General features: G+C 39.1%; 12 protein-coding genes. 1 reads left to right on the plus strand and 11 read right to left on the minus strand.

All coding sequences use genetic code 11. The annotated features are described in order from the left end of the window. From CQA40_RS10400 to CQA40_RS10440, 9 genes are all read right to left on the minus strand, one after another. A partial coding sequence (locus CQA40_RS10400) for an McrC family protein (protein WP_220271920.1) occupies nucleotides 1-331 on the minus strand: 331 nt, incomplete at its 3' end. Then, nucleotides 324-2,207 (minus strand): McrB family protein, encoded by a 1,884-nt coding sequence (locus CQA40_RS10405; protein WP_258864552.1) that lies wholly within the window; start codon nucleotides 2,205-2,207, stop codon nucleotides 324-326. The genes CQA40_RS10405 and CQA40_RS10400, both read right to left, overlap by 8 nt. 45 nt (nucleotides 2,208-2,252) lie before the next feature. Then, entirely contained in the window at nucleotides 2,253-4,013 is a 1,761-nt protein-coding gene (guaA, locus tag CQA40_RS10410; RefSeq protein WP_115520768.1) for a glutamine-hydrolyzing GMP synthase, read from the minus strand. 108 nt (nucleotides 4,014-4,121) lie between these two features. Beyond that, nucleotides 4,122-5,294 (minus strand): HP0729 family protein, encoded by a 1,173-nt coding sequence (locus CQA40_RS10415; RefSeq protein ID WP_115520769.1) that lies wholly within the window; start codon nucleotides 5,292-5,294, stop codon nucleotides 4,122-4,124. A gap of 46 nt (nucleotides 5,295-5,340) precedes the next feature. Beyond that, entirely contained in the window at nucleotides 5,341-5,550 is a 210-nt protein-coding gene (locus tag CQA40_RS10420) for a hypothetical protein (RefSeq protein ID WP_115520770.1), read from the minus strand. 174 nt (nucleotides 5,551-5,724) lie between these two features. After that, nucleotides 5,725-6,051 carry a hypothetical protein gene (locus CQA40_RS10425; RefSeq protein ID WP_147290207.1) on the minus strand — a complete coding sequence of 109 codons (327 nt, stop codon included), beginning with the start codon at nucleotides 6,049-6,051 and terminating at the stop codon, nucleotides 5,725-5,727. Nucleotides 6,052-6,273: 222 nt separating this feature from the next. Beyond that, nucleotides 6,274-7,782: a dynamin family protein gene (locus CQA40_RS10430; protein ID WP_115520772.1), complete on the minus strand. Its 1,509-nt coding sequence runs from the start codon at nucleotides 7,780-7,782 to the stop codon at nucleotides 6,274-6,276. Nucleotides 7,783-7,784: 2 nt separating this feature from the next. Continuing rightward, nucleotides 7,785-10,013, minus strand: a complete 2,229-nt coding sequence (locus tag CQA40_RS10435) for a dynamin family protein (RefSeq protein ID WP_115520773.1) — start codon at nucleotides 10,011-10,013, stop codon at nucleotides 7,785-7,787. A gap of 10 nt (nucleotides 10,014-10,023) precedes the next feature. Further along, nucleotides 10,024-11,700, minus strand: coding sequence for a dynamin family protein (locus CQA40_RS10440; RefSeq protein ID WP_115520774.1), 1,677 nt, complete (start codon nucleotides 11,698-11,700; stop codon nucleotides 10,024-10,026). Nucleotides 11,701-12,465: 765 nt separating this feature from the next. On the opposite strand from CQA40_RS10440, the gene CQA40_RS10445 reads away from it, so the two are divergent. Then, the gene (locus CQA40_RS10445; protein ID WP_115520775.1) at nucleotides 12,466-12,948 is read left to right on the plus strand and encodes a hypothetical protein; all 483 of its coding nucleotides are present in this window, start codon (nucleotides 12,466-12,468) and stop codon (nucleotides 12,946-12,948) included. 620 nt (nucleotides 12,949-13,568) lie between these two features. On the opposite strand, the gene CQA40_RS10455 is transcribed toward CQA40_RS10445, so the two are convergent. After that, nucleotides 13,569-14,411 carry a hypothetical protein gene (locus CQA40_RS10455; RefSeq protein ID WP_147290208.1) on the minus strand — a complete coding sequence of 281 codons (843 nt, stop codon included), beginning with the start codon at nucleotides 14,409-14,411 and terminating at the stop codon, nucleotides 13,569-13,571. Between the two features lie 167 nt (nucleotides 14,412-14,578). Continuing rightward, on the minus strand, nucleotides 14,579-15,276 hold a 698-nt coding region (locus CQA40_RS10465), incomplete at its 5' end, for a WYL domain-containing protein (protein ID WP_147290209.1).

Here is a 15,276-nt window from a genome sequence, read left to right on the forward strand (position 1 = left end):
GGGTTAGGGGGTGGGTGGATTTTTGCGATGAGCAGACGCAGTTTTTGATTGCAAACCCCTCGCTATCCTTTGCAGTGCGAAATGTCTTTGGCAAAATCTCTAAGCAAAATCCACTTTTGGTTTGGATAAGCCCGACATAGTTTTGTGCTTTAAGCGTTGTAGAATTTTTAAATTTTAAAAACTTATCATTACCCTCTTGCTTAGTAAATTCCACAAATTCGTTAAAAATATCTTTTGCTTTGTCCTTGCGTGTATCGGCGATGACTTCTCGTATTTGTTTTTCGCCAAAGCTCTGCCACTCGGCTATGCAAAGGGTGTTATTTTTACTCATTTTCGTCTGATTCACTAGAATCTTGGCTTTGTGATTTTGCTGCCTTACTATCATAGATTTTTACAAACTGCCACGATTCCCACTTTTGCCACTTTTTTTCAATCTCATACACGACTTTTTCATCATTCACTTCATCACTAAATTTGGACAAAAATTCAGGCTTTGGCTTTGGTTTAATCATTCCATTATCATTCAGCACAGCTTGAATCTTCGCATAATCATCATAAAAATACTCTTGCAAAAGCGGGATAATCTTTAGCTTAAACACCTCGCGCAATTTGCCCAAAGAATCCACGCCGATGAAAAAACTATGTCCTATGGTATGCTCCCTATCAAGCAAAAATTCGATTCGCTCATTCATTTTATCCAAAAGTTGTGCCAAATCTATATCTCCACAAGGCTTTAATTGGCTAGAATCAGGTATCATCTCTACAAATTCAAACCTCCTACGCAAAGCCGTATCAAGCAAGGCTATGCTTCTATCAGCCGTATTCATCGTGCCGATTATGTAGAGATTGCTCGGCACGCCAAAGCCATTGCCGTTGTCAAATTCGTTACCACTATATGGCAAAGTTACGCGCAGTTCCTCACTCGCGCCGATTCGCTTACTTGGCTCGATAAGCGTGATAAGTTCGCCTAAAATCTTAGATATATTCCCCCGATTGATTTCATCAATGATAAGGATATATGGTTTTGTTTCAAAATTTACATTATCTTTATTTAGCAAAACATTCATATAATCAATGATTGCTTCTTTGCCTTGTTTTACTCGTTGAAATGTGGCTCGGTTAAAATTAGCTTCGTTGAATCTAAGTATTTTATCTGTGCTTTCAGCAACCCAAAGCCACTTAACATTTTTATAATATATCTCATTCACCTTTGTTTGTCTATCGTCATTATCACCTAAAATACCAAAAGCCCTAATAGTTTTTGACATTTCGCCATAATTTATGCTTGGAATGACTATATAGTCGCCACTTTTTGCTTCTTTGTTAAGTGCAACTCCACCATAATCATAATAAGCTTTGACATATTCACCTTTAATACATTCATCAAAGAAATCATTGTCAATACTTGCATCTGGCAATGTATACAATCTCCACAGCGTTTTATTTTTATCTAAAACGCAAAATTGAGTAACTTTTTGATTTGTTACAAATTCCTTTGTATTTTGTTTGGCTCTATCGCAGATTTCCTTAAAAATCCCACTTTTTATGGTGTAGCTCATTTCACTAGATTCTGCACCATTACTAGAATCTATAAGTTTTGGCTTGATTCCCTCGACAAATTCCTCATACGAAAAACTTTGATGAAAGGTTACAAATTCGATTTGCCCATTTTGCCGATATTTGTCAAATTTGGCTTTTAACTCTGCCCTATCTTTATTCTCTATTTGTTCGCCTAAAATTTCTAATGCCTTATCAATCGTGCTATAAGTCTTACCCGTCCCCGGCGGTCCATAAAGGATTTGATTAAGTGGCGGGATTGTTTTCATATTTTCTCCTTTGTTTTGGTCTGAATCTTCCTCTGTTGTAGGTTTATTATGAGTATTTGTTTCTTTTGGTGGCAACATATCCTCATATACCTTAGGCACAGCATATATTTTGTAGTTCCTATATTTATATCTAATCTGTTGTCTGTCTATATAAGTATTACTGATAAACATATATGGTGAAATACCCCAATCATCTTGTCTGCTATTAACAACTCTATCGAGTATAAATTCATCATTATTTGTAAAAATGCGTATAATAAGTCCTTTCTTTTTATTATCCATAAATACTGCTTTTTTAAATTCTGTTTCATCTTTGGGAAACATAAAATATTTATTATTTGCATCTGACTGTAATTTTATGTCCCATTTACTTAAATCCATTTTTACTCCTTAAACAAAAATTTTATCACAAAAAATCCGCAAATCCTACTCCCACTCTATCGTGGCTGGGGGTTTGGAGCTTATGTCATACACCACGCGATTTACCCCCCCTACCTCATTTATTATGCGATTGCTCACGCGCTCTAGGAAGTCAAAATCTAGCCTACTAAACCTCGCCGTCATTCCGTCAATCGCCTCCACCGCGCGAAGTGCGATAGTATTATCATAAGTGCGATTATCGCCCATCACACCGACACTCCGCACATTGAGTAGCACGCAAAACGCCTGCCACACAGTATCATACAGCCCATTTTGGCGCAACTCATCGATATAGATAGTATCCGCCGCGCGTAAAATCGCCAAGTCCTCCCGCGTAACCTCGCCCATAATGCGAATGGCAAGTCCGGGTCCGGGGAATGGGTGGCGCATAAGCATAGATTCGGGCATTCCTAGCTCACGCCCAAGTGCGCGCACCTCGTCTTTAAAGAGTTCGCGCAATGGCTCGATTAGCTCAAACTTCATCCACTCGGGCAATCCGCCGACATTGTGGTGGGATTTGATTGTCTTGCTTGGTCCTTTTACGCTCACAGATTCGATGACATCGGGGTAGAGTGTGCCTTGCGCTAAGAATTTGATTTCGCCATTTGCGTTGTGCGCTTTTGCCTCGCGCTCAAAGACTTCGATGAATGTCTCGCCGATAATCTTGCGCTTTTGCTCTGGCTCCACGATGCCTTTTAGTCGGCTTAAAAATAGCTCGCTCGCGTCTGCTGTGATAAGCGGGACGCGCAGATTCTCTCTAAACATAGCCTCCACAGCTTCACGCTCACCCGCACGCAGTAGTCCTGTATCGACAAAGACGGGGATTAGATTATCCCCGATAGCGCGGTGCAAAAGCGCGGCTACGACACTTGAATCCACGCCACCGCTTACAGCGCACAATACTTTGCTCGGCGTTGTCTCTTTGATACTTTTGTGGGAGTTTGCCACTCGCTTCGTCAATGAACCTTTGCGTTCTATTTCCTCGCTCGTGTCGGCACAACCCCCAAAATTATCTAAAGATACTTCCGCCTTTGTTTTTTCTAAATCCGCGCTTTGTAGCCCTACCACTTCGCGCACTTTGGTAATCTCTATCTCGGCAAAATTGTGCATATTCCATTCATTACTAGCCCCACAGATTTCAAGCGCAAAGTTGCGTAAAATCTGCGCTCCGCACTCGCTATGCACCACTTCGGGGTGGAACTGAATCGCATAGATTTTACGCTCTAAATCTGCAATCGCGCAAATCTCGCTATTTTCGCTTTTGGCTAGTCGCGTAAAGCCCTTTGGCAGGGCAATCACTTTATCGCTATGGCTCATCCACACCATAGAATCGCTTTTAATGTCCGCAAAAATGCCACTAGAATCCATAATCTCTAAATGTGCTTTGCCAAACTCTTGGGCGTGAGATTTCGCCACTTCGCCACCAAAAAAATGCGCGATATATTGCATTCCATAGCAAATTCCAAGCACAGGGATTCCTAGCGTGAAAATGCCCGTTTCAGGCTTGTAGGCGTCTTTTTCATACACACTCGCAGGACCACCACTAAGGATAATCCCACGCGGATTTTTCGCTTGAAGTAAATCTACACTAGCAAAATAGGGCATTATCTCGGTATAGACACCGATTTCACGCAGTCTTCGGGCGATTAGCTGGGTGTATTGGCTTCCAAAGTCAAGCACGATGATTTGGGGATTTAGCGTGGATTTGGGGGTAGTTTTTGTGGTAGATTTGAAAGCAGATTTTGGGGTAGATTTTTGGGTGCTCATAGATTCTCCTAGATGATTTAAGTGTTGCAAAATTTTGCATATTTTTGCATAATGCTTTGGCATTATAATCAAAAATGTCTTAAATCTAAAACAAACAGCACGCAGAATCTAAATTTGCATTTCTAGCCTTGTTTTTACAATGCTAGAAATGAGACTATATTGCCCTATGCCTAAGATTTTGTTGCGAATATCGCTGGCTTGATTTATGCTAGATTTTTCGCCGTGTGCGGCTGGATTGCGCAGTGTTTGGATAGCTCTTATCCCTGCTACTAAGTGCTTTACCACAGATGAGATTTTGGGATTTTGCTTGGCGTATTTGTCTATGTGTGCTCTTAGCTCGCCTTTTAGCAAGTAGGCATACACTCCTAGAGCCGTGCCTGATTGCACTAAGTCGCTTACTTGCTTTTTGTGCCCGTTTTCTTCATAGGGGATTTCTAGCACTGCGCTATCAGTCTTTGCTAGCTCTATGATGAGTGTGCGCACAAACGCCCTGCACTCTTGCTCAAACGCCTTTGCATACCGTAGCACCACACCACTAAAGTCATACGCCGTGTCATTTTTGTTTGCGCTAAACTCTAGCTCGGCATAGACAAGGTTTTCAAAGCTATTTGGGTGCAGGGCGTAGAGGAGTGTCTCTCCTAGCACAAAGTGTGCGAGATTTTCTTGCATTGCCAAAAACTCCGCGCTTTTAAACAATGTCAAAAAGTGCTTTTTAGGCACTGCTTGCTGTGTGGTATCTGCCTCTGTATTTTGTAGATTTTCATCACTGAAATAATCCACTTCAGTTTTTTGCGTGATTTTCAGCGGGTAGGAGTAGGAGTTGCCATAAATAGCATAAGTGTGTCCGCCAAAGTCGGGCGTGCGAAATCCTGCCAAATATTTATCACGCAAAGTAGCAAAATCATTGCGCACGATTTCACGCAAATCTGTGATGATGAAATACGCATCTATACTTAAAGCTTTTTGCGCATAGTAGCTAGGGATAATCCCGCTTGAAGATTCTAGAGTTTCTAAAATCTGCTCTACCTTTGCCACATAGAGATTGGCATAATCAGTTAAAAAGAGTTGCAAATATGCGTTTTTATTTCTCGCTTTTTGTGCGCTTAGCTCTTTTTGCAGGGAGGGCAAATCTAGTGGATTTTGTGGCACTTCTAGGCTATTTTTTAGCTTGGAGCGCACCTTGCCAAAGGCGACTTTGCCACTAGATTTTAGCACTTCTAGGTGGGATTCTATCACGCGCTCTTGGTAGTATGGATTGTAAAGGATTAGTAGGTTTATCATTTGTGAAGTCCTAGTGTGATTTAGTGTGATTTGTGGCGATAGTATTTTACTTGGTGTCTGATTTGCTTATGAGGTATGTGCCTAGCCACCAAGCCCCTAGCCAAGCTAGTCCCCACGCCACACCAAAGTAATAAAAAATCGCCACACTACCCGCGATAAACGCCAAAAAAACTGCTAAGGTAATATACGCCATAACGATAGCTAGCCCAAAAAGAGCTGCAAAAATCGCCCCTATAAATAAAATAAGTCCGCCCATCATCTGCTCCTTTTTGTGAAAATTATAGTTTGCTAAAATCTGCTTCAAACTTGCCTAAAATCATCGCGTGATAGTCGTGCGATAGTCGCTTGATAGTCGTGTGTGGTAGTTGCTTTGATAATCGTGCGATAGTCGTGCCAAATCACTTGCGCTAGCTAAATCAAAGCCAAAAAGCTAGTCAAAAAACGACTTTATCGCTTCATCGATTTGTCTATCGCTTTTGCGCTTTTGGCTAAACCTCTCTAACGCGCTAAAGATTTCCTCAAACTCTTTTGGATTCTCACGCTTATACTTTAGCGCCAAGTCTAGTGCTTCAAATGCCGAGTTGATTCGCGTTTGCTTGGATTCATACTCGTTTGTGAAAGTGTCGATTTTGCTTTTTAACTCATAGCCTAGCGTGCCGATTCTCGTTAGCTTAGGCAGATTCCAAAAGCTTTCAAACTCGCTTAGAAACTTAAAACCTACGCTAAGCATATCAAGCCATTTTTTCATTTTTTCCACTTTGAGTGCTCCTTTTGTGAGTTTATTTGCAAAATGCAAATGCGATTTTGCGGTGGCATTTTGCGATGAGATTTTGCAAGTTTTGTGTAAGATTTTTGCGGGGATATTTTACAAAGCCAATGCGACAAATATTGTCGCTTCATAGTGCAAAATCACAAAAAATATAAAAATTTTATTTATGTGTATAGTGGGTGCTTTTTGTTGTTCTTTTATCTCACCAAATCAACGGGGAAAAAAATGAATCCACCACGGATTATCTCTTTCTTTATCACTATTTGAATCTCGTTTCTTTTTGGTGCGTGGTTTATTTGTTTGATTGGATTCATCATCGATGATTTCCTCCACTGCTAAGTCAAATTCGATTTTTATGTCTTTTTCATTTATTTGTGGCAAATCTATTTTTAGCACTTTGCCAAAAATCTCATCGATAGATTTTTTCATCTCTAAGATGATTTTTTGTAGTTCGCTTAGCGATTGCTCTGTTTCTTTGCCGACTTGAAAAATGTTTTTGATTTTGCTTAGTCGCCCAAAATGTAGCGAATCCTCATCTAGCTCCCCACCTAGAGCGATGTCTAGCTCGTGCAATGCTTTATAAATCGTTGCTTTGCGTTTCTTTTTACGCAAGATAGATTCATTATACATTGCATACACACTAAAAAGTCGCTCTGTAAGCGTTTTTTGCAAGGTTTGTGATAAGGATAGCGAATCCAAAAATTCCATTAGTGGGATTTTTTCAAACTCATATTCTTCCCTTTCTGTCGCGCTATATGTGCTTATGCCCTCATACTCTATGCTATAAGCGTTTAGCTGTTTGGCGACTTGCACTAGCACGGCTTTTCTTTGACTTGGACTTAGTAAATCTGCTTTATTTAGCACGACATAGAGTTTTTTATGGCACAAATCCAACTCTCTTAAAAAATCAATATCATCTTTTTCTATCGTGCCTTTGCTATCAAGCCCTATTAGCCAAAGCAAAGCGTTTGCATTGCTTAAAAACGCATTTGCACTTTCTCTATCGCTGTATTTAAAGCCGTCTTTTGATGGATTATACCCCGGCGTATCGATGAAACATAACTGCTCGTAGTTTTTCTGCGTTTTTAGCACCATAAAGGGCATAATCTTTTTGAGATTAAAGCCAAAACTTTCAATAAAATCGTGGTTGATTTTGCTATGAATCTCTGAATCTAACTCATTTAGCTCCACTCTCACGCCACTATTTGAAAACGCCACAAGTTGCGTTATTTCACTAGAAAGCACATAGGTAGGAATCGCCGTAGTAGGCTTTATGCCGATAGGCAAACTCACATTTTGCGCAGTGATTAGTGAGCTGATAAATTCGCTTTTTCCCGCGCTAAATCCGCCACCCACCGCAATCACTTCTTTGCTATATAATTGCGGGGCAGTTGAGATGACTTCTAATTCTTTTTCTATGCTTTGCATTAGTGAAAATGCCTCTGCTTCGTTACTTAAGCTATCATCGTTATTCATAAAGTTATAAAACTCGCCAAATTGCTCTCTAAATCTCTGCAGTGGCTCACTATATCCCCTATCGCCTAGTAATTGAGCGATAAGGGTATTTTTAAAGGTTAGATTCGCATTGTGCGATGAGAGATTTTCTACTTCATTGTGTAAATCCGCCTTTTGCTTTTCTAGCGCAGTATTTTTAGCCACTTCATTATCTAGCAAATCACGGCTTACATATCCAAACAATCCCATTATCTTACTAAGCATACTTATTTCATTGCCTCCTCTAAGTTTGCTTGTAAGTTTTTGTATTCCTTAAGTCTCTTTTCTTTGCTTGCTAAGTCATCTTTTAGTCGCTCGATTTCTTTGATGATATTGCCAAAGATTTTATCACCTAGCTTTATGCCCTTTAAATTCGCACCTATTTTATCTGCAAAGCTATTTATATCCTTGCCTACTTGGATTTTGAAATCACTGATATAGTTTTCAACCTTGCTAATAAATTGCTCTGCTTCGCTACCACTTAGTGTGCCACTTGCACCACTGATAAAGTATGGAATCTTTGATTCATAGCTTATCTCTGGGTATTCTATGGCGTTAAAGGCTGATTTGATGCTATTTGATATAAGGATTCTATCCATATAAATGCTATTGCCCTCCATTTCCTTAAGCAATATTGCGCTTACTCGCTTATGTGCCTCTTTGCGCCACTCTTTGATAAAATCTCTGCTTTCAACGCTAAGCAAATCCTCTAAATTCGCACAAGTCTCTTTAATGGCACTACGAACCGCACCTGCTTTAAAAGTGATAACCTTTCTAGAGCTTTCCACATAGCGAGTGCCAAACAAATCACGCCAGCCCAAAAAACCACTACCTTTATCCTTTTGGTATTTCTCATCTTTGCTATCTTCCGCTCTCTCGCTTTTGCCCTTCAAATCCCTAAAAAACATATCCTTTTTATCTTTTAGCAATTCTCTTACTTCTTTGACTAGCTCATCTCTTAAATCCTCGTAAGATTCATCTAGTGCATATTCAGCATCTCGTTTGACTCTGCGCAACTCCATTTCTTGCTCTTTTAGCTTATCCAAGTCGCTTGATTGCAATAAATCGATTTGATTTTTGACTATGTCAATTAGGGCTTGTTGATAAGAGCTAAGGTTATTTTGCTTTGTGGCTAAACTCTCAGCCAATCTTTGGGCTAAAATAGCTTCTTTTTGCTGTTTTAGCTCTGCAAAAATTGATTGTAGTGTTTGCATATTTGCAAGTTTTTTAAAGCTATCCATTTTCTTTTCAGGCGAAAAATCATTAGGATAGTGCTTTTTTAAAAGCCCTAGTGCGTGTGATTCGTCCTCATCTAAATCACTCTCTGCCCTTAGGGCAAAATTGGCACAAATTGCTGATGATAGAATGATTTTTGCATTCATCGCCCTTTGTATCATCACACTTTCTGCCTCGCCCTCGTGCAATTTTTGTGAGATACTTGAACTTAGCTCATTTTCTATAAGCGATATTGCCGTATCCAAATTTCCATTTGATTTTCCTAAAATATGCCCGTGTAATTGCGAATCCGCCCTAGAAGCCACAAAAAAGATTTTTGTTGTGGAGTTTTTATCCAATTTATCAAGCAAATCCACATCACTTGCATTGAGAAATTGCCCAGCAGGGGATAGCACTAACGCCGCATCGCATTTATCTAAAAATTCCAGCGTCCTAGCTGAGCGGGACGGCACAGGGTCATTTAGCCCGGGAGTGTCGATAATTTGCACATCTTGCAAAAACTCGTTATTTAGCCTTAATGTGATTGACTTAGTAAATGGCATAAATTTGCCACTTTCGCCCACAAAGTCGCTTAATTTAGCGCGAATCGCCTCTAAATCTCCACTAAAATCTTTATGCGCCTCTAATTCTGCCAAAGAAATTTTACTCTTTTTAATTAGCTCATTTTGCTCATAACACGCAAAGAGTGCCTCCTGCTCTATTTTAAAATTACTACTCTCAACTATATCCAAAGCATTTTGGCGTAATTTTGCCTCATCGATTTGCGCTGGGTCTAATACCCTTCTTTGCTCCTCTGCTTTTAACTCGATGAATTTTGCATTTACACACTCATTAAATTTAGATTGATATTCCCTTGCTTTTGTGGCAATCTCATCTAAATCTTTTTTCGTGTAAAATTCCACGCTAAAATTTGGACTTTTGGCATACTCTAAAATAGTAAGAGCCGCAGTCATCGGCGTAGCAGCCTTTGGCAAGACATTTTCTCCACCAAAAATCAAAGCATTTAAAAACGAGCTTTTACCCGCCTTTACACGCCCTAAAATGCCGATTTTTAGCAATCGTTCTTTACGCTCTAACTCTGCTTGGTCGCTTTTAAATTCATCAACGCTTTTGATAAAATGCTCTCTGCGAAGATTCGCGCCCTCATCGCGCAAAATCGCATTTGCCTCTACTATGCTACCGATTTTTTCTACTTTGTTTAGAAATTCATTAAAACTCATTTTTAACTCCTTATTTGTAAAGATATTTTGTCGCTAGGCTGTCTAATGCCTCTATGATTTCGCTTAAATCCGCAATCTCAGCGTTTAGCTTATCTGCGATTTTGGATTTTTCCTCTTGTGCTTTGCTTATTTCATCTTGCTTTTCTTTTAGCTTGGATTCAATAAGTGTGGCAATGATTTCTTTTGTAGCGGATATTTGATTGCTATAAGCGGTGCTAACTTCTGGCACAACGGTTGTGCGAACGCTTTGCAAAATATCCATTAGCAATTTGCCCTCATCGATTTCTTTTTTGATGCCAAATATGCGCAAGAAACTAGCCACGATTTTTGCGACAATGGCTGCAATTTGAATGTATGGATTAGGATTTTTACCCAAAGTGAGAGATGAACCCGTATCCAATAAAGTGGCAATAGATTCTATCAATTCGCTATTATCTTTAACGCCAATAGAGATATTATATAACGCCGTGTTAATCGCGCCTACGACATTTTCCACCCACGATGAATCAATTTCTAACGAAACGATATTTAAATCTCTTAGCGCGAGTTTATAATCGCTGATGAGATTTTCACGCATTTTGCCTCCACGCTTTGTAAATTCGCTTAAAAGTGTGCTACGAACGATTTCGCTCACTTGTGAATTTACGCTTTGCGGATTATTAAGCGCGTTTTGTGCTATGGAGCTAATGCTACCCTCAATCGCCCTATCCACTGCCATCATCGTGCCATCTACTGCGCTTTGAATGTCGCTAGTAGTGTTTTGCGCGAGACTTTGCTTTTTATCGATGATGACTTTTATCGCGTTTTGCAACTCTTTTAGTGCCTCGTCTGTCTCCTCTTTGGTGGATTTTAGTGCGCCAATCTTCGTTTGCAAACTTGACTTTGTGTCGTTAAAATCAAATTTCAAAGTATCTAAGTAGAGATTTTCAAAGACGCTCTCTGTGTTGATTTGCTCTATGATTGTTTGCAATGCCTTAGTGCGATTTTCATTTTCGCCAAGCAATGTTATATCTTTGTCATAGCCAAATTCTGCTTTTAGGGTGGTGGCGATTTTATTTTTTATGCTTTGCATTGTGCTAGGCGTAACTAAATCCACCTTACTCAAACAAAAGCTAAAATCTCTACCCAAAGTTTTTAGGTTGTCAATGTGCTTTTTGATACTCATCGCAATAGTGCCACTCTCTGCACTCTCTAAGATGATAAAGTAAATCCCACGCGCCAAATATTCCATAATAGCTTTGTTATGCAATTCTAGTGGCGCATCAAATCCCGGCATATCCACTAAAATCAAAGGTGCGATTTGCTTTAGCTTGGGATTGTTTAAATAAAGTTTGATATATTTAAATTCTCCCGCCCTATCTTTTAGCGAATCTAGCGCACTAATAGCGATTTTCTCAACGCTATCATTGTCCTTTACGCCCTCTGCATAAGATTCGCCATCTATGTAGCGAAGCTCTGTCGCCAAAGCAGTCCCAGGCGTAATCGCCACGCTTAAAATATCCTCACCTAAAAACGCATTTAACGCTGTGCTTTTACCTGCACTAAATCCGCCCACCACAGGCACTAGCAATTCTCTATCTTTGATAGAAGCTATGAGACTTGCTTTGGGCTTTTGAATCTTTGCCTTTTGTGCAAGTGTATCTACTTGCTCCAAATACTCTATGAAACTCTTTTGTGTAGCTAGCATAAATGCTCCTTTTGATTTTGGTTTTGTAAGAATCCCAAGAAAAGCTTAAGAAAATCCCAAGATTCTTAATAATAAAATTATACAAAAGGGGTGCGACAGCATTTGTCGTCTGCAACCTAGTTGCATAAATTTTTGCAAAAATTTTGTAGATTTTTTGCAGATTTTGCGAAAATGTCGTGTGTAGCGGGGTTTTCTCAAGCTACGATAAGTAACATTTTGTTTTTTTTTTTTTGTAGTTGGATTTTTGATGATTTTTGAGGGATTTTTGGAGGTTTAAGGGAGGTTTAAGGTATTTAAGTGGTTTTTAAGGTTTGGTGAGATTTTTTTGTATGTTTTTAAATCTTGGGAAGTTGTGATATTTGGGGTTGTGATATTTTGTGGATTTTGGAGTTTTGTAAGGTTTTGAGTTTTATGAGATATTTCGCTTACGCTTAAATATGACAAATAATACTTACAATGCGACAGAAAACAAAGTGCTTAAACACGATAAAAAATAAAATGCACAATGCAATAAAGAAAATAGGATTTTAATACGGCAGAAAAATAAAAATGCTTAAATATGGCAAAAAAATCAAATTCTCCAAAGAAGTGAAATATGCAAAGCTGTTTTTGAAATAAAAAAAAGCATTGCAAAATCGCTAGCGAAAAACCGCAGAATGCTTACCAAAAAAGCCCGTACAAACCCGCGTGCTAAAGCAATTCCAGAGATAATCCACATAAAAAGTGATATAATCCAAAATCCCAAAGGGCACAAAAGGCAAAGATATGTTAAGTGATTTTTTGACACCAGATGGCGAAGTAGATTTTGGCAAACTTGAATTAGTCAGCGAGCCTATGCCACAACGATTAAATTACCAAAATTTTTTAGCACAATTTAGAAATACGCAAAAAGCCACCATTAAAACACCTATTGCAAACATAGAAGTTAATCCAAAGTATATGTTTTATCATCTTACAAAAAGTGGAGACAAACAAAACAAAATCAAAGGAAATGGCAAAGAAAATAGAATTTGGCTTAGTGGTGGTATGCTAAAAACTTTGCAAAATCCGCTTTTTGTCGCACGAGATACGCAAGACACTTATTATTTTTACAAGGCTTTTAAAAATGATAAAGGATTGATAAATTTAGTAAGTATCGCTGCGCCAAACAAGAACTTAAAGATGATATATAAAACAAGTTACAATGGGACAAGTAAGAGGGTAAGAGATATTATAAAGAAGTATGAGTTAATTTACGAAGCCAGCTAAATGCGGTAACCAGCAAAAACTCGTGTCAAACACGGAAAAACTTGCGCGAAGCAAAAGCTACACTTTATAGCCGACTTAGCGCAATTATAAAACTTTTTGCATTAAAAGTCAAATTTAAACCAAAATCCACTACAAAGGAACACTATGCAAAATCTATCACAACTAAACCTAGCATAATCACAAAAGCTAATCAAAAAGCAATATTAAATTTTGCTAAAAAAAGCGTAAATTCTTGTCATACTTAAGTGGCTTTTTAAACTAGAAATATCTAAAGAATATTAAAAACCAAATAACATAAAAAAGATATTTCGTTTGCACTTAAATATGACAAATAGTGCTTATAATGCAATAGGAAACAAAATGCTTAAATACTATAAATAGAATGCTCAATGCGACAAAGAATATAGAAAGCACAACAAGATAGAAAAATAAAAAACGCTTAAATATGGCAAAAAGTGAATGCTATTACTTTGGGTGCTTGAAATCTTTGTTTTAGAGAATCTCACATTGATAAAGTTTGAGGAATCCTAGTTGCAGGAATCTCACAGCAAATATGTGGCAAAAGCCGCTTGTGAGATTCCTCACTGGCAAATAGTAATGGCTAGCGATGATATGTAGCCTTACGCGCTTAGTCGCTCTGTGAGTGCCTCCACAGGCTTGGCACAAAACCTACCGCCACTAGCGAAATCATCTCTTATCACGCTATCAATCACTAGAGCAAGCTCCAAAGCCTCTTCTGGATTGAAGTGCGTGCTAGAGTTTTCCCCGCTAGATTTTAGTGTGGCGAGTTTCTCGCAAGCGTTTTTGATGCTATCGCTAACCTCATTTACAAGTGCGATTTCCTCTATGTCGCACAAGTCATACTTCCTATCACAAACCTCATAATCTCTGCTTAAATCATCTAGCTTAGCAGAGTCAATACTGCTAGATTCTCTAGCAAGCGAGACAAAATCCACTATGGCTTTGTGCGCTTCATAGCATTGCGCCTCTAGCCGATATATAGCTTCTATGAAGTTGTAGATGTTTTCTCCTCTCTCCCATAGCTCATCAGCTTCATCTTGTTGCTCATTATCCAAAAATCCCAAATCAAAGCGACTATGCTTTGCTAGGGTAAATTCCGCTTCTTTGATGAGTGCGGGGGCTAGCTTTTTCTCGCCCAAATGCTTACAAACACTCTTGCGGGCAATCTCATTTGTCATTGTTAGTATTTTGCCCTGCTTACAATGCCCATAAAAAGGCTCATCAAATATCTTTTCATAGCCTTTTGCCACCCACTCACTAGCAGTATCTAGCGCGTTTGCAACTGCTTTGCCTGCTTCTTGTATGGCTAAGTCTTTGTAGTCCAAAAACTCATTCTCTGGCTTTGCCTTTTGGCTATCTAGGTGTTGTTTTATCTTGTATCCTGCATAGCCCACACCTGCTAGGGTCGCTGTACCCAAAACGAAACGAGTAAATTTTGACATTTTTTGCTCCTTGCAAAAGTAGATTTGCAATGCCTCCTCTTGCCTGTAGCTTTTGCACAATATTTTGCATTTTACGCTTTTTTGATTTTGCTCTTTGGCTTTTTTGTAGCGTTTGTATGCTTTTGCGTGTTTGCTTTAGGCGAGATTTGGCATTTGCAAGTGAGATTTTACTCTTTGGTAACGACAGCATTTGTCGTGCGTATATATTCTGCAAGCATTTTTTGAAGTTTTTTGTGGAGTTTTATGGGAGATATGATTTTGGCGTGGGGAAGCCAAGACTTGACAAAGTTTAGCACCTCATCATCAAAGGCATATCGCATTTCTAGGGTAAGATTTTCATAGCTGTCTTTTAGGACGCAAAAATTTGGTGGGAGATTTTTGCGCAAAAAATGTGTCCTAGCTTTTGGGGTAAGCAAAAGAATTTGAGCGGTTTTGGGGGTTGTGGTAAAGTAGGTGGTGGAGTTGTAGCTAGATTTTAGGAGTTTGGCGACTTTTTGGCTGGGGATAAATGACTTTTTGGTGTCGATTAGATTTTGGATTTTGGATAGTGTGAAGTGCTTTAGTTTGCCTGATTGGCTTGCTAGCAGATACCAAACCCCCTCAATATGCAAAAGCCTATAAGGCTTGACAATGCGGGGCTTTAGAGCATAATCAAACTGAAGTATATGCTTGCACTCTATTGCATCTCTTAGATTCTCAAAAATCTGTGCTTGAGGTTTTTCAAAATGTCCTTTTGCGATTTGCAAAGACTTTTGCTCTTGACTTAGAAGCTGGGAGATAAAAAACTCATCTAGCTGGGGATACAAAGACTCTATACCGCTAATGGTGGCAAACCGCTTTATGTATTTGGGGCTCGCCCCCCCCC

Source organism: Helicobacter sp. MIT 01-3238 (assembly GCF_003364135.1).
In the GTDB taxonomy this organism is placed as follows: domain Bacteria; phylum Campylobacterota; class Campylobacteria; order Campylobacterales; family Helicobacteraceae; genus Helicobacter_B.